We start from the raw sequence: 22003 nt of genomic DNA on the forward strand, positions 1-22003 counted from the left end.
TGGCTGCGCTCGGGCGAGCTCAGCGCGCCCAGGCGCAGCCGCCATCCACGACCAGGGTGGAGCCCACCACATAGTCGCCGGCGCGCGAGGCCAGGAAGATGGCGGCGCCGGCCATATCCTCGGGCTCGCCGATGCGGCCCAGGGGCACGCGCCCCGCGGCCTCGTCCGCATGGTCGCGCGCGTTCTTGTTCATCTCCGAGGCGAACGGGCCGGGCGCGATGGCGCTGACCACGATGCGCTCGGGCGCCAGGCGCAGGGCCATGCGCTTGGTCAGGTGGATCAGGCCGGCCTTGCTGGCCGCGTAGGAGTAGGTCTCCCAGGAGTTGACCGAGACGCCGTCGATGGAGGCGATGTTGATGACCTTGGCCAGCTGCGCGCCCGCGGCCGACTTGCGCAGCATGGGCGTGAGCGCCTGGGTCAGGAAGAAGGGCGACTTCATGTTCAGGTCCACGACCTTGTCCCAGCCGCTTTCGGGAAATTCGTCATAGGGCGCCCCCCAGGCCGCGCCCGCGTTGTTGACGAGGATGCCCAGCTGATCTTCGTGCGCCGCATAAGCATCGACCAGCGACTTCACGCCGTCCATGGTGGACACGTCGGCGGGCAGTGAAACGCAGTGGCCCAGCTCCGACAGCTCGCGCGCCGTCTGGTCGCAGGCCTCGGCCTTGCGCGCCGAGATGTACACGCGCGCGCCCTGGCGCACAAAACCTTCGGCGATCATGCGGCCGATACCGCGCGAACCACCGGTGACAAGAGCCGTGCGGCCCTTGAGCGAAAACATCTGCTGGGTATCCATGGTGCGGTCTCCTTGATGGTCTTGAAAACCGCACCAGCTTATGCAAGGCCCGCCACGCCCGGCGTCGCCTAGGCGCCATGGCCGATGCCAAAGAGAAAGCACCGTCCTGCGTGTCAATCCCGGCTCCGGCCCCACACCTGCCGCCCTACTCCAGCCCCCAGGGCACGCCGGCCGCGGCCTCCCACTGCTGCGCAAACCACTCATCGCCACGCAGATAGGCCTGCAGCATGGGCAGGCCGTCCAGGCCCCAGAATACATGGCCGTCCACCACCCAGGCCGGCACGCCGAATACGCCGGCCTGCTGCGCCTGCTCCGTATTGCTGCGCAGCCATTGCTTGACCTCGGCACTGTCCTCTTCCTGGCGCAGTTGCTCCTTCAACTGCTCGCGCAGATGCTGCAGGCGCTGCGCATCATTGGCCTCATGTCCGCCCTGCCAGACATGCTGCATCACGGCCTGCGCCACAAAGCGGTTGATGCTGCCGTCACGCCCATGGGCCAGCGCCAGCCGCAGCAGCGGCAGCGGCTTGAACGGATGCCGGGCCGGCATCTGCAGAGGTATGCCCAGCGACCGGCCAAGCCATGTGACATGGCGGTAGGTCCAGGTGCGCTTGGCAGGGATGCCGGCCGGTCCGGGGTTGGCATTGCCTTGCAGCAAGGCACCCAGCAACACCGGGCGGTAATCAACGTGATAGCTGAGCCCTTGCAGCGCCTTGGGCATTTGCTCCAGCGCCAGCCATGCATAGGGCGACACAAAGTCCAGATAACAGGTGATGTGCTTCATGTCGGCTCTCCTCAAAGGGTGATCAGATCTCGGCTTTGCGCGGGTCCTCGAGGCCGGCGCGCTGCAGCAGTTGGCCCCAGATCTGCAGACGCAGCTCGGCATCGCCCTTGGACCAGGCGCGAATCTCGTCAATGGTTCTGAAGCAGCCCTGGCAATGGCTGCGGTCCACCGTCATGCGACAGACGTTGATGCAGGGAGAAGCCACGGGCTGGTCGGCCTCTGCCCAGACCAGGGCCACCTCGGCCTTGGCGGCAAGTTGTGCCAGTTGCTGTGCCTGCTGTGCCTGCTGTGCCTGCTGTGCCTGCTGTGCCTGCTGTGCCTGCTGTGCCTGCTGTGCCTGCTGTGCCTGCTGTGCCTGCTGTGCCTGCTGCTCCTGAAGAAGTTCCGTGCTCATGCCTGCTCCACCACGTCCGACCAGGGGGCTGCGGTCAGCGCCTGCAGCTGCGCGGGCGATGCGGGAAACACGCCGTGAGGATGGCCTGCTGCGGCCCACACCGTCTCGAAACGCTGCAATTCGGCATCCATCAAGGTGACGACCTTGGTTGCATGAGCCACGGGGCTGACGCCGCCAATCGAAAAGCCGGTGCTGGACTTGACGAAATCCGCATCGGCGCGACCGACCTTGCCCACCAGCTGCGTCACTTTCTTTTCATCGACACGCCTGTCGCCCGAGGCCACGACCAGCACGGCCGCGCCATCGCTCCTGCGCTTGAAGATGATGCTCTTGGCCACCTGCCCGACCAGAATGCTGAGCTGATCGGCGGCCTCCTGGGCGGTACGCGCCGCGCCGTCCAGCATCTGCGGCGCATGCGGATGACCGGCATCCTGCAAAAAGCGGCTGACGCGCTGCACGCCTTCCGGCAGCGCATGAAGTTCTGACCCACACATGATGTTTTCCTGAAAATCGCGCCGCCATCCGGCAACGTCACGGCCCCTACTGTGCCAGCTTGAGCCTGAGCTGCACCAGCTCCAGCTGCAAATCACGCAGGTCTTTCTGGACATAGGCGATATGTCCGGCACTGTTCTTGGCGTCACGCGCCTCGCGCAGCTCTTTTTTCTTGGCCTCGATGCGGCGCTCCAGCTCAAGCACCGACTGCCTGTCCTGATAGCGGTCGCGCGCCGGCGCATAGCCTTGCAGAAACGCCGCCTCCAGCGGTGCCGGGCAATAGCCCGGCTGAAACTTTCTGCCGGCTTCCGCATAGGCCTTGCCGCTTTCCGGGGTGCAGAAATCCTGCAGGCCGCGCAGCCAGCCCTGCTGATAGGCCCGTGCATCCATCTGCACGCCCTGGTCCTTGCAGGCCTTGAAATGCCGTCTGGCGCGGGTTGACAGGTCCAGCCTGCCGTCCATGGCATCGAGCTGGCCCAGATAGGCCCAGTCCGTGTCCCTGCACTCCTGGGCATCCATGCCGGCGCAACCGCCCAGCAGGGCAGCTGCCGCCAGACACAGGGCCAGCGAAAAACGTGATCTTGCTTGCATGGCGGCGATGGTAACAACGCCCATGCCTGCCCGGGCCGAGCCGAGACTCAGCCCGCGCGCTTGGTCAGCAAGGCCTTGGCCACGCGCGACTGCGTGGGGCGGCCCAGATGCTCGCTGATGAACTGGCCCGCATCGATCAGCTTGTCGAGGTCGATGCCGGTCTCTATGCCCATGCCCTGCAGCAGATAGACCACGTCTTCGGTGGCCACATTGCCCGTTGCGCCCTTGGCATAGGGGCAGCCGCCAAGGCCTGCGACCGAGGACTGGAAGTTCCAGACCCCCAGATCCAGCGCCGCCAGCGTGTTGCTCAGGGCCTGGCCGTAGGTATCGTGGAAATGGCCGGACACCTGGTCGAGATCGAAGTGCGCCAGCGTGGCCTCCAGCGCCTTTTGCACCTTGACGGGCGTGCCCACGCCGATGGTGTCGGCCACGTCCACGCGCTGCACGCCGATGCTCTTCATCAGCCCGGCCAGGTAGCCCACCTTCTCGGGCGCGATCTCGCCCTCGTAGGGGCAGCCCACGGTGCAGCTCATGGCGCCGCGCACGGCAATGCCGGCCTCAAGCGCCGCCTGCACCACGGGAGCAAAGCGCTCGATGCTCTCGGCAATCGAGCAGTTGATGTTGCGCTGGCTGAAAGCCTCACTGGCCGCGCCGAACACCACGATCTCGTCAGGCTTGCCGGACAGCGCGGCTTCGAAGCCCTTGAGATTCGGCGTGAGCACCGAATACAGCACCCCGGCTCTGCGCGCTATGCCCGCCATCACCTCGGCGTTGTCGGCCATCTGCGGCACCCATTTGGGCGACACATAGCTGGTGACCTCGATCTCCTTGAGGCCTGCATCCTGCAGGCGCTGCACCAGCTCGATCTTGACGCCGGCAGGCACAGGCTGCTTTTCGTTCTGCAGGCCGTCGCGCGGGCCCACATCGATGATCTTGACGCGTGCGGGGTATTTCATTCTTGTCTCCTTGCTATCAATAGCCCTTACTCAGGTCGACCCGACCTGTGACGGGCTCGCCCCGGCTCATGGCGGCGACCTTGCCCACGATCTGGGCAATGCTGTCCGCCGCTAGCGTGCGGGCCGAGGTATGGGGGGTGAGGATGATTCTGGACTGCTTCCAGAACGGGTGATTCTCGGGCAGCGGCTCCTCGCGGAATACATCCAGCATGGCGCCGCTGACATGGCCGGACTCGATCTGCGCAATCAGGTCGGCATCGACCACATGGCCGCCGCGCCCCACGTTGATCACATAGGCGCCGGGCTGCAACAGCGCCAGCGTGCGGGCGTTGATGATGTCGCGGGTCTCGTCGTGCAGAGGCAGCAGATTGACCAGAATGCGCGTCTCGGACAGAAACCGGTCCAGGCTGTCCATGCCGCTGAAGCATTCGACGCCCTGCAGCTCGCGCGGCGAGCGGCTCCAGCCATTGACCTTGAAATCGAACACCGTCAGCGCCCTGGCCACGCGCTCGCCCATCTTGCCCAGGCCCATCACGCCCACGGGATAGTCCACCCGCCTGGGGTTGCGCTGGTGCTGCCACCGGCCTTGCGCCATATCGGACTCGTACTGATCGAGGCCGCGGAAGAAGCGGATCACGGCCTGTGCCACATACTCGGCCATCTGCACGGCCATGCCGGCATCTTCGAGGCGGTAGACGGGCAGCGCGGCGGGAATGCGCAGCGGCAGCAAGGCATCCACGCCCGCGCCGATGTTGAACATGGCCTTCAGGCCGGCCGCCTGTTCGTCGAGGAACTGCTGGGGCGGCGCCCAGACCAGTGCATAGTCGGCCTGGGGCGCGCCCGGCTCCCAGATGGCAACCTCCGCACCCGGCAGCGCGTCATGCAAACCTTTGAGCCAGGGTTCCGGCCGCGTATCGTCACAGCAAAATAAGACTTTCATGGATGCCAAGCCTAACGCTTTGCCATGCCCGCTGCAGACGCAGATGGCAAACGGACCGCTATCAAAAAAGAAGCTTCTTGCGCTTTACCTGTCTTGATTTCATTATTGAAAGTGACTGAATTCATGGACAGTCCAGCGCAAGCCGCTCTTTTTGTTAAACAGTTCAACCCTGGCCGGATCAGGCGGCCACCTCGATGCGCAGCAGCTCCGCGCCTTCGCTGACCTGGTCGCCGGGCACATACAGCAGCTCCAGCACCACGCCATCGCCGGGAGCGGCAATCGTGTGCTCCATCTTCATGGCCTCCATCACGGCCAGCGGCTGGCCCTTGCTGACCTTGTCGCCGGCCTTGACCGTGAAAGACACCACCTTGCCCGGCATGGGCGCCGTCAGGCGGCCGCCTTCATGGCCGGTATCGCCCGCATGGGCCAGCTGGTCGACCATGGTGATCTGGGTACTGCCCGCCTCGGTGAAGATGGACAGCTGGTCGCCCTGGGCATGGACCACGACTACCGTGCGCTTGCCGTCCAGGCCCAGCTCCAGCCGCCCGTCGGCCAGTGCGCGCCACTGCAGCGCGGCATCGCTGCGGCTCTCGCCCTCGCCAATGCCGAGCTGATAGGTCTGCGCCGCCTGCGTGCCGCGGCCGTAGGCCAGGCCGGCCGTGAAGTCCTCGCCGCGGTAGGCAAAGCCGAAGGAGCGCACATAGCGGCCCGACATGCGCCAGCCGTCGCGGCGGCTGAAGGGGTCTGCGCCTTGCGCGGCCTGCTCGCCCTGCAGCTGCCAGGCCATGGCAGCGGCGACGGCCAGGTCTCGGCCCACGAAATCCTTGCCGAACAAGGCCTCGCGCTCGCGCTCGATCAGAGCGGTATCGAGCAGGGCATTGGAGAAAGCCTGGCTCTTCACCACCTGGCGCAGAAACTGCACATTGGTCGTCAGGCCCACGATATGGGTCTGGGCCAGCGCCGCGTCCAGACGCGCCAGCGCCTGGGCACGGTCCTCGCCATGGACGATGAGCTTGGCGATCATGGAGTCGTAGAAGGGGCTGATCGCATCGCCCTCGCGCACGCCGTCGTCAACGCGCACATCGCTGACCTCGAAGCTGCTGCACACGGGCTTGCGATAGACGGCCAGATGACCGGTGGCGGGCAGGAAGTTGTTTTCGGGGTTCTCGGCGCAGATGCGTGCCTCGATGGCATGCCCCAGGATACGAAGCTCCGACTGCGCCTTGGGCAAAGGCTGTCCTGAAGCCACCAGCAGTTGCCACCGCACCAGATCCTCGCCCGTGATGGCTTCGGTCACGGGGTGCTCCACCTGCAGCCGGGTGTTCATTTCCATGAAGTAGAACTTCATGGCTTCGGGCTGGTCGTAGCCACCGGGCTGCTCAACGATGAACTCCACCGTGCCCGCGCCCACATAGTTCACGGCCTTGGCTGCGGCCACGGCGGCCTCGCCCATCTTCTGGCGCAGCGCGGCAGTCATGCCGGGCGCCGGCGCTTCCTCAAGCACCTTCTGGTGACGACGCTGCACCGAGCAGTCTCGCTCGAACAGATAGACGCAGTTGCCTTGCGTGTCACCAAACACCTGAATCTCGATATGGCGCGGACGCAGCACGTACTTCTCGATCAGCACGGCATCGTTGCCGAAGCTGTTGATGGCCTCGCGCTTGCAGGACTCCAGCGAAGCCGCAAAGTCCTCGCTCTTTTCCACCAGACGCATGCCCTTGCCGCCACCGCCCGCGCTGGCCTTGATGAGCACGGGATAGCCGATGCGGTCGGCCTCTTGCTGCAGCAGCTCGGGGTTCTGGTCGTGACCGTGATAGCCGGGCACCAGCGGCACGCCGGCCTTTTCCATCAGCTGCTTGGACTCGGCCTTGAGGCCCATGGCGCGAATCGCGCTGGCGGGCGGGCCGATGAAGACCAGACCAGCCGCCGCGCAGGCATTGGCAAAGTCTTCGTTCTCGGAGAGAAAGCCATAGCCGGGGTGAATGGCTTCGGCACCCGTGGCCTGGGCGGCCTCCAGAATGCGCTCCCAGCGCAGATAGCTGTCCTTGGGTGCACTGCCGCCGATGTGCACGGCCTCGTCGCAGGCCGCGACATGCTTGGCCCGGGCGTCGGCATCCGAATACACGGCCACGGTCTTCACACCCATGCGACGGGCGGTGGCGGCTACGCGGCAGGCGATTTCACCTCTATTCGCAATCAGAATTTTCTTGAACATATCGTCTCCGGTTATCGGTCAAATCACCACTCAGCGCATATCCATCAGACGCAAGCAGCTATGTTTTTTGCAATGGATCCTGCGCCTCACCACTGCCGCGCAGGCGTCGAAAAATCGCCTTGAGAAAGCGCCAAAGCGCCCAGATCACCAGCCACATCGCAATCACCACGACCAGCAGCACGGCGGCAAACACCAGCGGATTGGTCAGCGCCAGCCAGATGGCGCCCAGCGACACCGTGTCTTCAGCCAGACTGGCTCCCAGGTTGGAGAACGGTTCGGGCGAGGTGTTGATGAGGGCACGCGTCGTGGTCTTGGCCGCCTGGCTGGTCGCGGCCAGCGTTCCGCCCATCAAGGCGGCAGCCATGGCCATGGTGGTGCTGTCGGCAGCAAAGACCGAGGCCGCCAGCGCCGCCCCGGCGGGAATGCGCAGCACGCTCTGGAACAGGTCCCAGACCGAATCGACCACGGGAATCTTGTCGGCAAAGAACTCCACGAACAGCAGACCGCCGCTGATGACCAGCACCATGGGATGCTGCAGCACATGCAGACCGCCGGGCAGCGGCATCAAACCACTTGCCCCCAGCAGGCCCACGACAAACACCACGGCATAGAGGCGAAAGCCGCTGGCCCAGCCCAGGGCTGCGGCCAGCGCAAGCATCGAGGCCATGTCCATCTGCCCCACGGCTTGCCCGGCCCTGGCGGCCACATCTGTGACCTGGCCCGCAGCATCGCCCACGGCCCTGGCCGTTTCGGGGTCGATATGCAGGCCGATGCGGTGCAGCCAGTCGATGATGGTTTGCCAGATATCCATGGTGTTCATTCCCTATGTCTCGCCCTGACTCTAAAGCGCCCCGGACACAAGGTTTGTCATCTCATCCAGGCAGCCAGTTGGGTTTGCGCTTGTTGAGAAAAGCCTGCACGCCTTCCTTGCCTTCGCTGCTGGCGCGGATGGTGGCAATCGATTCCACTGTCGCCGCAATCAACTGCTCGCTGATCTCGCGCTCGGCCATGTCCAGCACCAGGCGCTTGCAGGCCCGAACAGCTGCGGGGCCGGCGCTCAGCAAATGCTTGAGCCAGCCGTCGACCACGGCATCCAGCCCGTCGGCATCGACCACCTCATGCACATAGCCGATGCGATGCGCCTCCTGCGCCGAAAAGCGCTCGCCCGTGAGAAAGTAGCGGTGCGCAGCCCTGGCACCCATGGCGCGGATCACATAGGGGCTGATGGTGGCGGGAATCAGGCCGATCTTGACCTCGCTGAGGCAAAAGCCCGCCGTGTCGGCCGCCACTGCCATATCGCAGCAGGCCACCAGTCCCATGCCGCCCGCATAGACATCGCCCTGCACACGCGCAATCGTGGGTTTGGGGCATTCGTAGATGACGCGCAGCATCTCGGCCAGCAAGCCCGCATCGACGCGGTTTTCGTCGCGCGAGTAATCGGCCATGCGGCGCATCCAGTTCAGGTCCGCGCCCGCGCAGAATGCGGGTCCTTCGGCGGCCAGCACCACGGCGCGCACATCGGCACGCTCGCCGACCTGAATGAAGGCGGCGGTGATCTCGGCAATCGCCGCATCGCTGAAGGCGTTGCGAATGGCGGGCTGAGCCAGCGTGACGCGGGCGATGCCGCCGTCCACGGTCAAAGTCAAAGCAGTCATGGCTTGTCTCCCAGTGAGTTAGAGCTTTGCAGTTGCGCAGCCGCCGTACCCGGCAGCTGCTGCATCAGGAATTCACGGACCTGCGGCAACCATTGCCCGATGTTGGCTGCACGGTCAAAGAACTGGTGTCCCTCAGCGCCACTGGATGGAGCAAACACCAGTTTCAGGTCCTGGCCTGCGGCCAGATAGCTTTCAGCCATCTTGCGCACCAGCGGCGGGCGAAAGTAGCTATCGTTCTCGGCATAAATCCACAGCTGGGGCACACGGCTGGTGGCGGCAAAGCCGGCCACGGTCTTGAGCAGTTGCGCCTCGCCGCAAACCGCGGCTTTTTCACGCATCTGCGGCTGCGAACCGCGGCCACCGGCAAAGTTGACGACGCCGCGCAAGCCCGCGGGCTGCTGCGCCGCCAGCGCCAGCGACGCAAAGCCGCCGGCGGACTTGCCCAGCAGCAGCACATGCGAGCCATCGACATAGGGCAGCTTTTGCCCGTAAGTCATGATGGCCGCCACATCGCGCGCTGCCTCCTGGGCCGCATGGGCGTAGTCGGGGTCATCGCAACTGCCGTAGCGGTCGGCCAGAGGACCGTCCGATGCGCCATAGCCGCGTCGCAAGCCCGTCACCACCACATAGCCCAGCTCGGCCAGAGCGCGCGCCTGCGGGCCGTAGCGATCGCGCATGGTTTCGCGCGCCTCTTTGCCGCTGGGTGTGCCATGGCTGAGCACGATCAATCCCCAAGGACCCTGCCCATGAGGACGATAGACATGACCTGCCAACTCGGCGCTGTGCGCGGGCGAATCGCCGCTTGCTGGCACCCAGACCTGAATGCGCGCATCCATGCGCTGCACCGCTGGCTCGGCAGCGCCAACCATGGGCATGGCCAACGCAGCCGACAGCAGGACTGGCGGCAAGCAGGTGAGGAAATGGCGACGCGACATGACTGGCAACCTATGCCCGCTTACATGCGGAATACGCCGAAGCGTGTGTCCTCAATCGGCGCATTGCGCGCGGCAGCCAGGCCCAGCGCCAGCACGCGGCGCGTGTCGGCGGGATCGATCACGCCGTCGTCCCAGAGACGCGCCGTTGCGTAATAGGGATGGCCCTGGTCTTCATACTGCTGGCGGATGGGCGCCTTGAAGCGTTCCTCTTCTTCGGCACTCCAGTTGCCGCCCTTGGCTTCAATGCCGTCGCGCTTGACGGTGGCGAGCACGCTGGCCGCCTGCTCGCCGCCCATGACGCTGATGCGCGCGTTGGGCCACATCCAGAGGAAGCGGGGCGAATAGGCGCGGCCGCACATGCCGTAGTTGCCCGCGCCAAAGCTGCCGCCGATGATGATGGTGAACTTGGGCACCGCCGCCGTAGCCACGGCTGTGACCAGCTTGGCGCCATGACGGGCAATGCCTTCGTTTTCGTATTTGCGGCCGACCATAAAGCCCGTGATGTTCTGCAGGAACACCAGTGGTACCTTGCGCTGGCAGCACAGCTCGATGAAGTGTGCACCCTTGACGGCCGACTCGGAAAACAGAATGCCGTTGTTGGCGATGATGCCGACCTGCATGCCCTCGATGCGCGCAAAGCCGCAGACCAGGGTATTGCCGAAGCGGGCCTTGAACTCGTCGAACTGGCTGCCGTCCACGATGCGGGCGATGATCTCGCGCACATCGAAGGGCTTGCGCGTGTCGACGGGAATCACGCCATACAGCTCTTCGCTCTCGAACAGCGGCGCCGCTGGCGCATGGTCGGTCTGCGACTGGGGCTTGTCCTTGTTCAGGTTCGCCACCGCCTGGCGTGCCAGCGCCAGTGCATGCAGATCGTTCTCGGCCAGATGGTCGGCCACACCCGACAGGCGCGTGTGAACATCGCCGCCGCCCAGATCCTCGGCACTGACCACCTCGCCGGTGGCTGCCTTGACCAGAGGAGGGCCGCCCAGAAAGATGGTGCCCTGGTTCTTGACGATGATGGACTCGTCGCTCATGGCCGGCACATAGGCGCCGCCTGCCGTGCACGAGCCCATGACCACGGCGATCTGGGCGATGCCCTGAGCGCTCATATTGGCCTGGTTGTAGAAGATGCGGCCGAAGTGCTCGCGGTCGGGGAAGACCTCGTCCTGATTGGGCAGATTGGCACCGCCCGAGTCCACCAGATAGATGCAGGGCAGACGGTTCTGCGCGGCCACTTCCTGCGCGCGCAGATGCTTTTTCACCGTCATCGGGTAGTAGGTTCCGCCCTTCACGGTGGCGTCGTTGCAGACGATCATGCAGTCCACGCCGCTGACGCGGCCCACGCCGACAATCACGCCGGCGCCCGGTGCATCGTTGTTGTACATATTGAGCGCGGCCAGCGGCGACAGCTCCAGAAACGGCGTGCCGGGGTCCAGCAGCCGCTGCACGCGCTCGCGCGGCAGCAGCTTGCCGCGCGCCACATGCTTGGCGCGCGCGGCTTCATTGCCGCCCAGCGCGTTCTGATCGCAGCGTGCGTGCAGCTCATTGACCAGCGCCTGCATGGCGGCAGCGTTGGCCAGGAAATCTGCCGAACGCGGATTCAGTTGTGTGCCCAGAATGCTCATCGCTTGCCTCTTGTCTTGATTACTTTGCCCGATACGGGAACTTGGTTTTTTTCTTGCTCAGACACAGCGCTGCCACTGCAGTTGAAGAAAATGCCTTATGCACGCTGTTGAAACTGTTCTGCTTGTCTTGCTGCTGGGAGCGCTGACAGGCATTGTGGCCCGCTATATCCGGGCCATCCCCCTGCCTCTGATTCAAATCGCACTGGGTGCGCTGATTGCCTGGCCGCAAGCCGGCCTGCACATCGCGTTCGACCCCGAGCTGTTCCTGCTGCTCTTCATTCCGCCGCTGCTGTTCGCCGACGGCTGGCGCATCCCCAAGCGTGAATTCTTCGCACTGGCCAAACCCATTTTGCTGCTGGCCCTGGGCCTGGTTCTGTTCACCGTGCTGGGCCTGGGCTATCTCATCCACTGGATGATTCCCGAGATTCCACTGACCGTGGCCTTTGCCCTGGCCGCCGTGATCTCGCCCACCGATGCCGTGGCCGTTTCGGCCATCACGCGCAATCTGGGCATGCCCGAGAAGACCATGCATGTGCTGGAGGGCGAGTCGCTGCTCAATGACGCATCTGGCCTTGTGGCGCTGAAGTTTGCGATTGCAGCCACGCTGACCGGCATGTTCTCCTGGGGCGAAGTCGCCAAGGAATTCACCTGGATGGCCGTCGGCGGCCTGGGTGTGGGTGCGCTGATAGGCTGGGGCTTCAGCCATGCGCGCGGCACCATCACGCGCCGCCTGGGCGATGTCGCTGCCACGCAGATGGTGCTGCTGCTGGTGCTGCTGCCTTTTGCCGCCTATATCGTGGGTGAGAAGATCGGTGTCTCCGGCATTCTGGCTGCCGTGGCCGCAGGCATTGCCACCAATTTCGCCGACCTGGAGCGCAGCAGCTATATCAGCGAACGCCTGCAGACCGAAGGCACCTGGAGCATGGTGGAGGCCGCCTTCAACGGCGCCATCTTCCTGCTGCTGGGCCTGCAGCTGCCCTCCATCATCGGCGTGCCCCTGCATCAGGCCGGCCATGACTGGTGGATTCTGGTCGGCTATGTGGCCGCGATTTCGTTTGCGCTGCTGCTGATGCGCTGGATCTGGCTGGTGCTGGGTGTGCATGGCTCGCTGCTGCGCGCCCACCGGCAGGGCAAGATGTCCGAGCGTCCCTCGCCACTGCTGAATCTGGCCACCACGCTGGCCGGCATTCGCGGCGCGGTCACGCTGGCCGGTGCGCTGTCCGTGCCCATGCTGCTGAACAACGGCCAGCCCTTCCCGGGCCGCGACATGCTGGTCTTTCTCGCCACCGGCACCATTTTGTTCACGCTGGTGATCGGTGCCGTGGGCCTGCCCATCGTGCTGCGACATCTGCCCCCGCACGAAGAGTCGCCCACCGTGCGCGAGGAGCGCCTGGCCCGTGAACAGGCCTGCATGGCGGCCATGGCCAAGCTCACGCTGAGCGAGGAGGAAATGCAGCGCCGCGACCCCGAATGGGTGGCGATGCGCCAGGAGGTCAACGGCCACCTGACCCAGGAATACCGTAACCGCATCCAGTTGCTCGACGACGGCAGCGGCGCCGCGCAAAGCATAGAGCTGTTGCGCGAAGCACCCGAAGTCGTGCGCCAGCGCAAGCTGCGCTATGTGATGGAGATCGAAACCCGCATCGAGTGCATTCATGCCGAGCGGGACTTCTACTACGCCGAAAGACAGGCTCATCGCATCAACGACGAATCGCTGCGCAGCCTGGTCAGCGAGCTGGACATGCAGGAAATCGCCATGCGCAAGCGCCTCGTTGTCGCCCGCCGTGCCGCCGGTCTTCCCATGACCAGCACGCACGCCAACCACTAATTCAGAGACGCCCAGCAAGAGCCGCCTCGCGGCAAGGGTGTCGTCCCCCTTGGGGGGCACCCGGCGCAGGGAAGGTGCGAAGCAGCTCAGGGGGTAGCGCATATTCAGGCGGTCTTGATCACGCGCAGATCCAGCAACTCGATCATCTCGTCGCGAATCTTGAACTTCTGGATCTTTCCCGTCACCGTCATCGGGAAGGCCTGGACAAAGCGGATATAGCGCGGCACCTTGTAGTGGGCAATCTGCCCCTTGCAAAAGTCGCGCACCTCTTCCTCGCCGAGCTCCTGGCCGGGCTTGACAATGATCCAGGCACACAGCTCCTCGCCATAGCGCACATCGGGCACGCCCACCACCTGCACGTCCTGCACCTTGGGGTGGCGATAGAGGAATTCCTCGATTTCACGCGGGTAGATGTTCTCGCCGCCACGGATCACCATGTCCTTGATGCGACCCACGATATTCACATAGCCTTCGCCGTCCATGGTCGCCAGATCGCCGGTGTGCATCCACTGCTCGGCATCGATGGCCTCGCGGGTTCTGGCCTCGTCTTCCCAGTAGCCGTGCATGACGGAATAACCGCGCGTGCACAGCTCGCCCGACTGGCCCGGCGGCATGATCTCGCCCGTGGACGGGTCCACGATCTTCACCTCCAGATGCGGCTGCACCTTGCCCACGGTGGCAACACGCTTTTCCAGGGGCGTATCGGCATCGCTCTGGCAGCTCACGGGACTGGTTTCCGTCATGCCGTAGGCGATGGTGATTTCGCTCAGGTGCATGTCGCGCACCACGCGCTTCATCACCTCGATGGGACAGGGCGAGCCGGCCATGATGCCGGTGCGCAGCGTGGACAGATCGAACTCGGCAAAGCGCGGATGGTCGAGCTCGGCGATGAACATGGTGGGCACGCCGTGCAGACCCGTGCATTTCTCGGCCTGCACTGCCTCCAGCACGGTGATGGGGTCAAAGCCATCATTGGGATAGACAATGGTCGAGCCATGGGTGAAGCAGGCCAGATTGCCCAGCACCATGCCGAAACAGTGATACAGCGGCACGGGAATGCACAGTCGGTCCTCGGGCGTGAGGCGCATGCATTCGCCAATGAAAAAGCCGTTGTTGAGGATGTTGCGGTGTGTCAGCGTCGCCCCCTTGGGGAAGCCCGTGGTGCCGCTCGTGAACTGGATATTGATGGGGTCGCGGTTGCTGAGCGTGGCCGCAATCGCATCAATGCGCTCATCTGCACTGGTTCCTTGCGCCATCAGCTGCGAAAAACGCAGCATGCCGGGCTGCTCGGCGTCCAGATCCGCCGCACCTGAGCCGGTCGCACCTGGGCCGGCCGCACCTGAGCCGGCCGCATCAATCCACACCACGGTGCGCAAAGCCGGCAGGCGTTTGGATTGCAGCTGACCTGGCGCGCAGCTCGTCAGCTCGGGCGCCAGCTCGCGTAGCATGCCCAGATAGTCGCTGGTCTTGAAGCGCGGCATGGACACCAGCGCCTTGCAACCCACCTTGTTGAGTGCATATTCGACTTCGGCGGTGCGATAGGCAGGGTTGATATTGACCAGCACCAGGCCCACCTGAGCCGTGGCCAGCTGCATCAGCACCCACTCGGCGTTGTTATGGCTCCAGATACCCACCCGGTCACCTTTGACCAGCCCTTGCGACAGCAGCGCGCTGGCCAGCTGACGCGCTGCCACATGCAGCTGGGCATAGCTGTAGCGCAGACCCTGATGACGGCTGACCAGCGCGTCACGCGAGCCCTGGCGCTGTGCCATTGCAGCAAAAAAATCGCCAATCGTCTGCTCGATCAGCGGCACATCCGTGCGCCCCTTGGCATAGCTGGCGGTCAGCGCGTTCACTTGCGATGGCATGGTCTTGTGTCTCCTTGCGTGCCGGCAGCCACCTGCGAACTGGCTGCGCAGCGTCCATTCAGCACCGTTTTCTGCGCCTCAGAATAAGGGCAAGCCCTGTCCAGAAGAGGTCACAAAGGTTGCAATAATTGCCAAATGCTCACCCCCTCTCTGGTCAAGACTCCACTACCGCACCATGCCAGCTCCGTGCTCAAATCGCACCCGGCAATTACCCCCATGGCGTTTGTCAAAGCCATTGTCAGCGCTTATGAAGCAAGGCAGATGTCAGCGCTAGGAGCTCTGGAAAAGGCACAAATCCCGCCAGATCTGATTAACGATGCCAACGAGCGCATCACGGCCCTGCAGATGGAGGCACTATCCGATGCAGCCATGCGCGAGCTGGACGATGAAGCCTTGGGCTGGTTCGAGCGTCGCCTGCCCTGGGGCAGCTACGGCATGCTGGCCCGCGCCAGCATCAGCGCACCGCAATTGGGCCTGGCGCTGGCGCGCTGGTGCCGACATCACTGCCTGATTGCGCAGGACATACAGCTGCAGCTCAGCGAGCAGGCCGGCATTGCCACCCTTACCCTGCATGAAAGCCGTCCACTGGGCGCCATGCGCGAGTTCTGCATGGTATCGGTGCTGCGCAATATCCACGGCTTTGCCAGCTGGTTGATCAACGAACCGATCAGCCTGCTGCATGCCAGCTTTCCGTTTGCCGAGCCCGCGCATGCCGATGTCTACAAGGTGCTTTTCGCACCGGGCAGCATCGCTTTTGATGCCCCCGTCGCCAGTCTGCAGTTTGAAGCACGCTGGCTGCAGGCACCGCTGGCGCGCGACGAGGCCGCCCTCAACCGGATGCTGCAGCGCGCCTTGCCGATCCAGGTGCGCCCCTACCAGCGCGAGAAGACTCTGGTGCAGCGCGTGCGCCATCTGCTGGCCGCCAGCGGGGAGGAGCAGCAGACGGCTGAAACGCTGTCCCGTCAACTGCATCTGTCGCAGCGCAGCCTGCACCGCCAGCTCAAGGAAGAAGGTATTTCGCTGCAGGCCCTCAAGGACGATATCCGGCGTGAACGCGCGATTGCGCTGCTGCTGCGCACCAGCCGCCCCATCAAGCGCGTGGCCCAGGCCTGCGGCTTTCTCAACGACAAAAGCTTTATCCGCGCCTTTCGCCTCTGGACAGGGCTCTCCCCTTCGGAATTCCGCAAAACCGCCGGCCAGCGCGCCGCCTGACGCAAGGAGCTCTCCATGCAGGAATCCTCAGAAAACTGGCAGGCAATCGCTGATGGGGTATGGGCACTCAGCTATCACTTCAGCAATGCAGGGCTGAAGGTCAGCACACGCATGACGGTGATCCGGCTGGCCGACGGCAGCCTGTTCTCGCACTCTGCAGTGCCGCTGACGGGCGGGCAGAAAGCTGCGCTCGACGCCCTGGGACCGCTGCAACACATAGTCGCACCCAGCGCCATGCACCATTTGTTCGTGGGCAAACTGGCCAGGCTTTATCCACAGGCCAGGATCTATGGCACACAGGGCGTGCTGCGCAAGCGACCTGATCTGCCGCTGCTGGAGCCCTTGCCTCCGGACTCCGAAGCACCCTGGGCAGGCGAGCTGCAGTGCCTGCGGCTGGACGGCATTCCCATGCTCGACGAGACGCTGTGGCTCCACCCGGCCAGCGGCAGCCTCATCGCCACCGACGTGCTGCAATGCTGGCAGGGACCGCTAAGCCTGCCGGTACGCATGTATCTGGGTCTGACGGGCGGGCATGAGCGCCTGACCGTGCCGCGCACCGTGCGCCTGCTGGTCAGGGACAGGGCCGCCGTGCGCAACTGGGTGAAGCAGGTCCAAAGCTGGCCCGTGCAGCGCGTGATCCTGCTGCACAACAGCGTGATCGACGATCAGCCAGTGAAACGGCTGCGCGAGGCGCTGTCGATCTGGGACTGAGAGCGCTTCAGCGCAGGTCGTGCTCGTCGTCTTCGCCGACCGAAGCGCTGGCGGCGCTCTTGCGCACGGCCTCGAACATGGCGGGCAGATCCCCCATGTCGCCGAACACGCAGGCGGCGCCGGCCTCGAGCAACTGCTCTGCCGAGGCATGGCCCTGATCGGCCGGGAAATAGCCCCAGACGGTGGCACCTGCTGCCACGCCGGCCTGCACGCCGGTCATGGTGTCCTCGATCACCAGGCACTTGGCAGGATCGGCCTTCAGTGCCTCGGCCGCAGCCAGATACACATCGGGGAAGGGCTTGCTGCGTGGCATTTCATGACCGCTGTAGACATGGCCTTCGAAATAAGGCTCCATGCCCACCTTGGTGAGCTGCATCTCCACCTTGGCACGGTCCGCACCGGAGGCGCAGGCAATGCGTCCATCGCACAGTGCATGAATCCGCCTGACCGCTTCCAGTGCGCCGTCGATGGCCACCAGCTCGGCACTCAGCGCAGCATTGCGGCGCTCGTAGAACTCTGCCATCCAGGCATCGGTCAGCGGCTTGCCGGTATGGGCCTCGATCACGGTCGCCTGGCTGCGTACCGTTTTGCCGATGAAGTCACGCGTGCACTGTTCCTGGCTGATCGCCCAGCCGGATTCGTTGAGCATGGTGCACAGCACGCGATTGGTGATGGATTCGCTGTCCACCAACACACCATCACAGTCGAAAAGCACAGCGTCAAAAGCAGTCATGGAAGCATTACCAGCGCATCATGGGATGCAAAAAAGGCGCCTAACGGCGCCTAGTATCAAGAAACAGAGGGCGTGATTATGCGCTCACGCCCTTTTCGAGTTCAGGGGAAGGTCACTCCGGCCAGCGGATTGATCATCCACGCGCTGTTCTTGGCGTAGATGGTGCTCGTCTTGTTGTCGGCAGTCATGATGCCGCTGAAATAGAAGAAGCCGTTGGCTGCATTGGCATTCATATTGCTCAGCTGGGTTGTGAGCGAGTCACTGCTTGCCGAGGCCTCGACCAGATACTCGATGGCGCCATTCTGTGCCGAGCTTTTCTCGAAGACATCCACATAGTTCATATTCATCGGGTCGCTGCCCAGCCCCTGCGTGCCGCGAATGAACCAGCCGTCCGCACCCTTCTGGGCCAGGCGCGTTCTCATTTCTGCAGCATCGGCGGCCGAGGATGCGCTGCCGAGCTTGTCGACCTGATAGGTATAGGTGACGCTGTCATTGCGCTTGGCATACAGGCTGAACAGCTCGTTGTTGACGATCTGGGGACCCAGATAGCGATAGCCTTCGGCCCCCTGTCCGTTGAGCTCCGTGGCAAAGGCTTCAGCGGTCGTGGCCACGGGCGTCACCGTTCTGTAGCTGAACTGGTCGCTGCGGCTGTTGTCCTTGACATAGACGCTGCGGATGTCGCTGACATCGCTGAACACCGCATCGGACTTGTACATATAGCCGCTGCTGCCCTGTTGGTTCAGCTGTGCCAGAAAGGCGGTGCGCGATGGCTGCGCCGCAGGATTGACATAGCTGAACTTGCGCCCGGCATGCGCGGTATCCGTGAGATAGAAGTCGCCGATCTCCGAACCGGTCGAACCGACCGAGCCCGCCAGGGAGCTGAACAGCGCATAGCCGTCGGCCCCCATGCTGTTGGCGGCTTCAAGCATCTGCGCATGGCTGGTGGCCGTCTGGCCGCCCATCTTGTAGGTTCCCGTGACGGCCTGATTGCCGGTGCCGCCACCAGTACCGCCACCATTGTTGCCGCCGCCGTTGTCCCCGCCTCCCGTATTGCCGCCGCCACCTTCGGAGCCGCCTCCTGAGCCTGCGCCGCTGCCTCCGTCTCCACCACCACCGCCGCCACAGGCAGCCAGAGTGGAAATCAGCAGCAAGGCTGCAGTTCTACGGGTGATTTGCATAAGAGATGGCACGGGCTTGCTCCTCGGTCTTGATGTTGGTTGAAAATGTCCATATCCCGACACTGAGATAACAAGCAGCGTCGTCTTACAGACATTGTCAGAAGGCTTGCGAGCAGATCACTCCCTACCGAGGAGGGGTCTTTGTTACCAAGCCCCAAAGGAACGCTCATGCCCGATCTACTGCAAATCCTGAGCACCACTCAACTGAGCGCACAGCCCTATGCGCTGGTGGTGGATGATCACCCGCTGGTCGCGGAGGGTGCAGCCCATGTGCTGATGACCAGCGCCGGCGTGCAGCGGGTGCGCTGTGCGGCACACGGCAATGAGGCTCTGGCAATGATTGCTGCGCTGGGCGAACCCGTTATCACCGTGATGGACTTCTGGCTGGAGGACGGCGCATCACTGGAATTTGTGCACAGCATCCTGGCCTTGGCTCCTGGCACACGCATTCTGGTGACCAGCGGCGACAAGCACCCGGCCATCGCCAGCAAGGCCGCAGCCGCAGGTGTGCATGGCTTTGTGCACAAAAGCAGCCCGTCTCACGAATTTCAGGCAGCAGTGCAAGCCCTGCTGAGCGGCCGCACCTGGTTTGAGGCCCTGCCTCCCATCCCCACCGCCCCTCCGGCGCCAACCGCGGGCAGCATCCTGCATATGAGCGCCAGAGAGCTCGGCATCACTGCCCGCCAGGCGCAGGTGCTGAGCCTGTTGCTGCAGGGCAAGCCCAATCGCGCCATTGCACAGGCGCTGAACCTGTCCGAATACACGGTCAAGGAACATGTCACCGCCCTGCTTCAGCGCCTGGGCGCCAGCAACCGCGTGGCACTGATCACGCGCATGCGAGGCATCGAGGTCGACTTGGACTAAGGCTGACGGATCGCCATACAGCGCGCCAGCACCGCATGCAGCTGGTCGGGCTGCAAGGGCGTCGCCAGAGCCAGATAGCCCTGATCCTGGACCTGCTCCAGCATCTCCTCATCGCCGCTCATCAAAGCACCGCTGGCTTGCGGATGCTGGTCCAGCAGTTGCATCAAACACTCAAGCCCGCTTGCACCATCCTTCAATCGCTGGTCGCACAACACAAAGTCTGGCCGCAATCCATCGGCCAGCAGTTGCTGCGCCTCAGGCAAGCTGCGCGCTCTTTGCACCTGCACACCCCAGCTCTGCAAAATCTGCACCAGCACCGGGGCCAGCTGCGCATCGTTTTCCACGACCAGACAGTGCCCCTGCAAGGGGGCAAACCACTGCGGCCCAGCCGATATCGGCGGTGCCGGCAGCACAGACGAGGTCTGCCACTGCTCGGCATCCTGCGGCCAGCGCAGCCAGAAACATGAACCCTTGCCCGGCAGCGACTGAACCCCGCATTCCACGCCCAGCCGCTGCGCCGCCAGCGCCACCACGGACAAGCCCAGGCCACGCCCGCGCAATGGCGCCGGCACGCCATCCCTGGCATCGCGCTGCTGGCGCGCAGGGCTGCGATAGTGACGCATGAAGACCTGTGCGCATTCCTGCTCGCTCATGCCGCAGCCGCTGTCCCACACCTGCAAAAGCCAGCGCCCTTGCCTGTGCCGCAGCGCCAGCAGCACCCCGCCTTGGTCCGTGTAGCGCAGCGCGTTTTGCAGCAGATTGAAAACCATCTGCCGCAACAGCACCGCATCCGTGCACAGCGCCGGCATATGAGCCGGCTGCCTCACGCGCAGACGCAGACCGCGCTGCGCTGCCTCGCGCGAGAACAGGCGCCGAGCCTCGTCCAGCACCGCACTCATGGATACCGCCTGCCATTGCGGTGCGAAGCTGTCGCCCTCAAGTCGCGACAGATCCATCAGGTCGTTGAACATGGAGCCCAGATCGCGCGTGCAGGCCTGCATTTCCTGCAGCAGTTGTGCCAGCTCGTCATCCTGATTGCGCTGGTGGGCGGCTTGCAGCATCAGGCCCATGGCATGCAAGGGTTGCCGCAGATCATGGCTGGCGGCGGAAATGAACCAGTTTTTCTCGGCCAGCGCATTCTCGGCCTGCTCCTTGGCCTCGCGATAGCGCTCCGCCAGTGCCTGACGCTCCAGCTCGTGCGCCATCTGCTGCTGCACGAAACGCCGCGCGCCCCAGGCGTGGCGCGCAAGTATGGCGCCGTACAGCAGCAGCAGCGGCAACAGATAAGGGCCTTTTTTCGGAAAGTAATGCAGCGTGCACAGCAACATGGGCAAGTAGATACCCGCCATGAAGGCGGCGAACACCTGCAGTACGGGCGCCAGAAAAGTGGCGGCCGACGCCATCACGCCCAGCAGCACCAGATAGATCAGCAGACGCAGCTCACTATGGCTTTCGCCCCAGGTAAAGGCCAGCACGCTGACCCAAAGCAGGCCGTTGATCAGTGCGGCCAGCGCCAGCTGTCGCTGCCATGTCGTCAATGCCGCCTGCAGTCGCAATGGCTCCCAATCGCGCGCCGACCGCCACTGACGATGCAGGCTGCGGCGAAACAGCAGAAAGCCCAGCGCCATGACGACCATCAGCCCCCACCACCAGGCCAGCCCCGCGCTGACGGCTGGGCTGTTTCGGGTACTGACCCACAGCAGCAGGGCAGGAATCAGCAATGCGGCGATTTCGGAGGAGCCACGCGAAGCCAGGGACTGCAACAGGCGCAACCAGGCCTGCAGCCGGGTCAGCTGCGCCGAATCGACTTCAGAATTGGTCGCCATCGACGTAGAACCAGCGCCCACCCTCGAGCACAAAGCGGCTGCGCTCATGCAGGCGCACGGCACGACCCGCCAGACGATAGCGGGCGACGAATTCGACCTCTGCACAAGCATCGCCGGTCAACTGAAACTGCTTCACATCCAGCCCCAGCCATTTGGTGGCGGCATCGAAATCGAGCTGCGACGGGCGCTGGCTGGCATGCCAGGTGGCTTGCAAATATTCCTGATTCTCAGACACGAAGGCCGTGTAGCGCGAGCGCATCAGCGCCTCGGCATCGGGAGCGGGCCGGGCATCCCAGTGATCGATATAGCGGCCGCAGCAATCGGCATAGGCCAGCAGCCCCCCCTTGGCACTCTTGCGTCCACAGGGACAGTCCCGCTTGTTCTCGGCTTCTTTCACAGCTTT

The 22003-nt window shown here is 64.1% G+C and carries 21 protein-coding genes; 4 read left to right on the forward strand and 17 right to left on the reverse strand.

The window, feature by feature from the left end; all coding sequences use genetic code 11:
• Positions 1-19 precede the first annotated feature (19 nt).
• The 12 genes from Cth01_RS03545 to Cth01_RS03600 form a co-directional block, all read right to left on the reverse strand.
• Entirely contained in the window at positions 20-793 is a 774-nt protein-coding gene (locus Cth01_RS03545) for an SDR family oxidoreductase (RefSeq protein ID WP_034379202.1), read from the reverse strand.
• Positions 794-938: 145 nt separating this feature from the next.
• On the reverse strand, positions 939-1574 hold the full coding sequence (locus tag Cth01_RS03550) for a 2-hydroxychromene-2-carboxylate isomerase (protein WP_045838535.1): 636 nt from the start codon (positions 1572-1574) through the stop codon (positions 939-941).
• Between the two features lie 22 nt (positions 1575-1596).
• Positions 1597-1839 (reverse strand): DUF1289 domain-containing protein, encoded by a 243-nt coding sequence (locus Cth01_RS03555; RefSeq protein WP_045838561.1) that lies wholly within the window; start codon positions 1837-1839, stop codon positions 1597-1599.
• A 125-nt stretch (positions 1840-1964) separates the two neighbouring features.
• Entirely contained in the window at positions 1965-2462 is a 498-nt protein-coding gene (locus Cth01_RS03560; RefSeq protein WP_003061666.1) for a YbaK/EbsC family protein, read from the reverse strand.
• A gap of 46 nt (positions 2463-2508) precedes the next feature.
• Positions 2509-3051 carry a DUF2799 domain-containing protein gene (locus Cth01_RS03565; RefSeq protein ID WP_233425101.1) on the reverse strand — a complete coding sequence of 181 codons (543 nt, stop codon included), beginning with the start codon at positions 3049-3051 and terminating at the stop codon, positions 2509-2511.
• A gap of 47 nt (positions 3052-3098) precedes the next feature.
• Positions 3099-4007, reverse strand: coding sequence for a hydroxymethylglutaryl-CoA lyase (locus Cth01_RS03570; RefSeq protein ID WP_045838536.1), 909 nt, complete (start codon positions 4005-4007; stop codon positions 3099-3101).
• 16 nt (positions 4008-4023) lie between these two features.
• Positions 4024-4947 (reverse strand): 2-hydroxyacid dehydrogenase, encoded by a 924-nt coding sequence (locus tag Cth01_RS03575; RefSeq protein ID WP_034405889.1) that lies wholly within the window; start codon positions 4945-4947, stop codon positions 4024-4026.
• A gap of 178 nt (positions 4948-5125) precedes the next feature.
• Positions 5126-7162, reverse strand: a complete 2037-nt coding sequence (locus Cth01_RS03580; RefSeq protein ID WP_045838537.1) for an acetyl/propionyl/methylcrotonyl-CoA carboxylase subunit alpha — start codon at positions 7160-7162, stop codon at positions 5126-5128.
• Between the two features lie 58 nt (positions 7163-7220).
• Complete coding sequence (locus tag Cth01_RS03585) at positions 7221-7973, reverse strand: DUF4126 domain-containing protein (RefSeq protein ID WP_045838562.1); 753 nt, start codon at positions 7971-7973, stop codon at positions 7221-7223.
• Between the two features lie 61 nt (positions 7974-8034).
• Entirely contained in the window at positions 8035-8817 is a 783-nt protein-coding gene (locus Cth01_RS03590) for an enoyl-CoA hydratase/isomerase family protein (RefSeq protein WP_034357118.1), read from the reverse strand.
• Positions 8814-9752 carry an alpha/beta hydrolase family protein gene (locus Cth01_RS03595; RefSeq protein ID WP_045838538.1) on the reverse strand — a complete coding sequence of 313 codons (939 nt, stop codon included), beginning with the start codon at positions 9750-9752 and terminating at the stop codon, positions 8814-8816. The genes Cth01_RS03590 and Cth01_RS03595 overlap by 4 nt, the downstream gene beginning before the upstream one ends.
• A gap of 20 nt (positions 9753-9772) precedes the next feature.
• Positions 9773-11380: a carboxyl transferase domain-containing protein gene (locus tag Cth01_RS03600; RefSeq protein WP_034379182.1), complete on the reverse strand. Its 1608-nt coding sequence runs from the start codon at positions 11378-11380 to the stop codon at positions 9773-9775.
• A 97-nt stretch (positions 11381-11477) separates the two neighbouring features.
• Between Cth01_RS03600 and Cth01_RS03605 the strand changes: the two genes are divergently transcribed.
• The gene (locus tag Cth01_RS03605) at positions 11478-13208 is read left to right on the forward strand and encodes a Na+/H+ antiporter (RefSeq protein ID WP_034379179.1); all 1731 of its coding nucleotides are present in this window, start codon (positions 11478-11480) and stop codon (positions 13206-13208) included.
• A gap of 104 nt (positions 13209-13312) precedes the next feature.
• On the opposite strand, the gene Cth01_RS03610 is transcribed toward Cth01_RS03605, so the two are convergent.
• Positions 13313-15076 carry an AMP-binding protein gene (locus Cth01_RS03610; protein WP_045838539.1) on the reverse strand — a complete coding sequence of 588 codons (1764 nt, stop codon included), beginning with the start codon at positions 15074-15076 and terminating at the stop codon, positions 13313-13315.
• Between the two features lie 135 nt (positions 15077-15211).
• Between Cth01_RS03610 and Cth01_RS03615 the strand changes: the two genes are divergently transcribed.
• Both Cth01_RS03615 and Cth01_RS03620 read left to right on the forward strand, forming a co-directional pair.
• Positions 15212-16288, forward strand: coding sequence for an AraC family transcriptional regulator (locus Cth01_RS03615; protein WP_034357105.1), 1077 nt, complete (start codon positions 15212-15214; stop codon positions 16286-16288).
• A 15-nt stretch (positions 16289-16303) separates the two neighbouring features.
• Entirely contained in the window at positions 16304-16999 is a 696-nt protein-coding gene (locus tag Cth01_RS03620) for a DUF4336 domain-containing protein (protein WP_045838540.1), read from the forward strand.
• Positions 17000-17006: 7 nt separating this feature from the next.
• Here the strand turns inward: Cth01_RS03620 and Cth01_RS03625 are convergent, their stop codons facing one another.
• Both Cth01_RS03625 and Cth01_RS03630 read right to left on the reverse strand, forming a co-directional pair.
• A complete protein-coding gene (locus tag Cth01_RS03625; protein ID WP_045838541.1) occupies positions 17007-17732 on the reverse strand; it encodes an HAD family hydrolase in 726 nt (241 codons plus the stop codon).
• A gap of 101 nt (positions 17733-17833) precedes the next feature.
• Entirely contained in the window at positions 17834-18922 is a 1089-nt protein-coding gene (locus Cth01_RS03630) for a hypothetical protein (RefSeq protein ID WP_045838542.1), read from the reverse strand.
• Positions 18923-19078: 156 nt separating this feature from the next.
• Here Cth01_RS03630 and Cth01_RS03640 point away from each other — a divergent pair, with 156 nt between their 5' ends.
• A complete protein-coding gene (locus tag Cth01_RS03640; RefSeq protein WP_034357094.1) occupies positions 19079-19774 on the forward strand; it encodes a response regulator transcription factor in 696 nt (231 codons plus the stop codon).
• Here Cth01_RS03640 and Cth01_RS03645 read toward each other — a convergent pair.
• Positions 19771-21600: a hybrid sensor histidine kinase/response regulator gene (locus tag Cth01_RS03645; protein WP_045838543.1), complete on the reverse strand. Its 1830-nt coding sequence runs from the start codon at positions 21598-21600 to the stop codon at positions 19771-19773. The two genes, Cth01_RS03640 and Cth01_RS03645, sit on opposite strands and share 4 nt — an antisense overlap.
• Positions 21584-21997, reverse strand: a complete 414-nt coding sequence (locus Cth01_RS03650) for a YchJ family protein (RefSeq protein WP_045838563.1) — start codon at positions 21995-21997, stop codon at positions 21584-21586. The genes Cth01_RS03645 and Cth01_RS03650 overlap by 17 nt, the downstream gene beginning before the upstream one ends.
• Between the last annotated feature and the right edge of the window lie 6 nt (positions 21998-22003).

Origin of the sequence: Comamonas thiooxydans (assembly GCF_000964545.1) — a bacterium.
GTDB lineage: Bacteria > Pseudomonadota > Gammaproteobacteria > Burkholderiales > Burkholderiaceae_C > Comamonas > Comamonas thiooxydans.

What these genes read in the sequence shown, in the direction of transcription:
- Cth01_RS03570 (WP_045838536.1), bottom strand. Translation starts at nt 4,007, where the DNA reads ATGAAATACCCCGCACGCGTCAAGATCATCGATGTGGGCCCGCGCGAC.
- Cth01_RS03595 (WP_045838538.1), bottom strand. Translation starts at nt 9,752, where the DNA reads ATGTCGCGTCGCCATTTCCTCACCTGCTTGCCGCCAGTCCTGCTGTCG.
- Cth01_RS03645 (WP_045838543.1), bottom strand. Translation starts at nt 21,600, where the DNA reads ATGGCGACCAATTCTGAAGTCGATTCGGCGCAGCTGACCCGGCTGCAG.
- Cth01_RS03600 (WP_034379182.1), bottom strand. Translation starts at nt 11,380, where the DNA reads ATGAGCATTCTGGGCACACAACTGAATCCGCGTTCGGCAGATTTCCTG.
- Cth01_RS03640 (WP_034357094.1), top strand. Translation starts at nt 19,079, where the DNA reads ATGCCCGATCTACTGCAAATCCTGAGCACCACTCAACTGAGCGCACAG.
- Cth01_RS03550 (WP_045838535.1), bottom strand. Translation starts at nt 1,574, where the DNA reads ATGAAGCACATCACCTGTTATCTGGACTTTGTGTCGCCCTATGCATGG.
- Cth01_RS03565 (WP_233425101.1), bottom strand. Translation starts at nt 3,051, where the DNA reads ATGCAAGCAAGATCACGTTTTTCGCTGGCCCTGTGTCTGGCGGCAGCT.
- Cth01_RS03585 (WP_045838562.1), bottom strand. Translation starts at nt 7,973, where the DNA reads ATGGATATCTGGCAAACCATCATCGACTGGCTGCACCGCATCGGCCTG.
- Cth01_RS03605 (WP_034379179.1), top strand. Translation starts at nt 11,478, where the DNA reads ATGCACGCTGTTGAAACTGTTCTGCTTGTCTTGCTGCTGGGAGCGCTG.
- Cth01_RS03575 (WP_034405889.1), bottom strand. Translation starts at nt 4,947, where the DNA reads ATGAAAGTCTTATTTTGCTGTGACGATACGCGGCCGGAACCCTGGCTC.
- Cth01_RS03545 (WP_034379202.1), bottom strand. Translation starts at nt 793, where the DNA reads ATGGATACCCAGCAGATGTTTTCGCTCAAGGGCCGCACGGCTCTTGTC.
- Cth01_RS03620 (WP_045838540.1), top strand. Translation starts at nt 16,304, where the DNA reads ATGCAGGAATCCTCAGAAAACTGGCAGGCAATCGCTGATGGGGTATGG.
- Cth01_RS03560 (WP_003061666.1), bottom strand. Translation starts at nt 2,462, where the DNA reads ATGTGTGGGTCAGAACTTCATGCGCTGCCGGAAGGCGTGCAGCGCGTC.
- Cth01_RS03610 (WP_045838539.1), bottom strand. Translation starts at nt 15,076, where the DNA reads ATGCCATCGCAAGTGAACGCGCTGACCGCCAGCTATGCCAAGGGGCGC.
- Cth01_RS03625 (WP_045838541.1), bottom strand. Translation starts at nt 17,732, where the DNA reads ATGACTGCTTTTGACGCTGTGCTTTTCGACTGTGATGGTGTGTTGGTG.
- Cth01_RS03590 (WP_034357118.1), bottom strand. Translation starts at nt 8,817, where the DNA reads ATGACTGCTTTGACTTTGACCGTGGACGGCGGCATCGCCCGCGTCACG.
- Cth01_RS03580 (WP_045838537.1), bottom strand. Translation starts at nt 7,162, where the DNA reads ATGTTCAAGAAAATTCTGATTGCGAATAGAGGTGAAATCGCCTGCCGC.
- Cth01_RS03615 (WP_034357105.1), top strand. Translation starts at nt 15,212, where the DNA reads ATGCTCACCCCCTCTCTGGTCAAGACTCCACTACCGCACCATGCCAGC.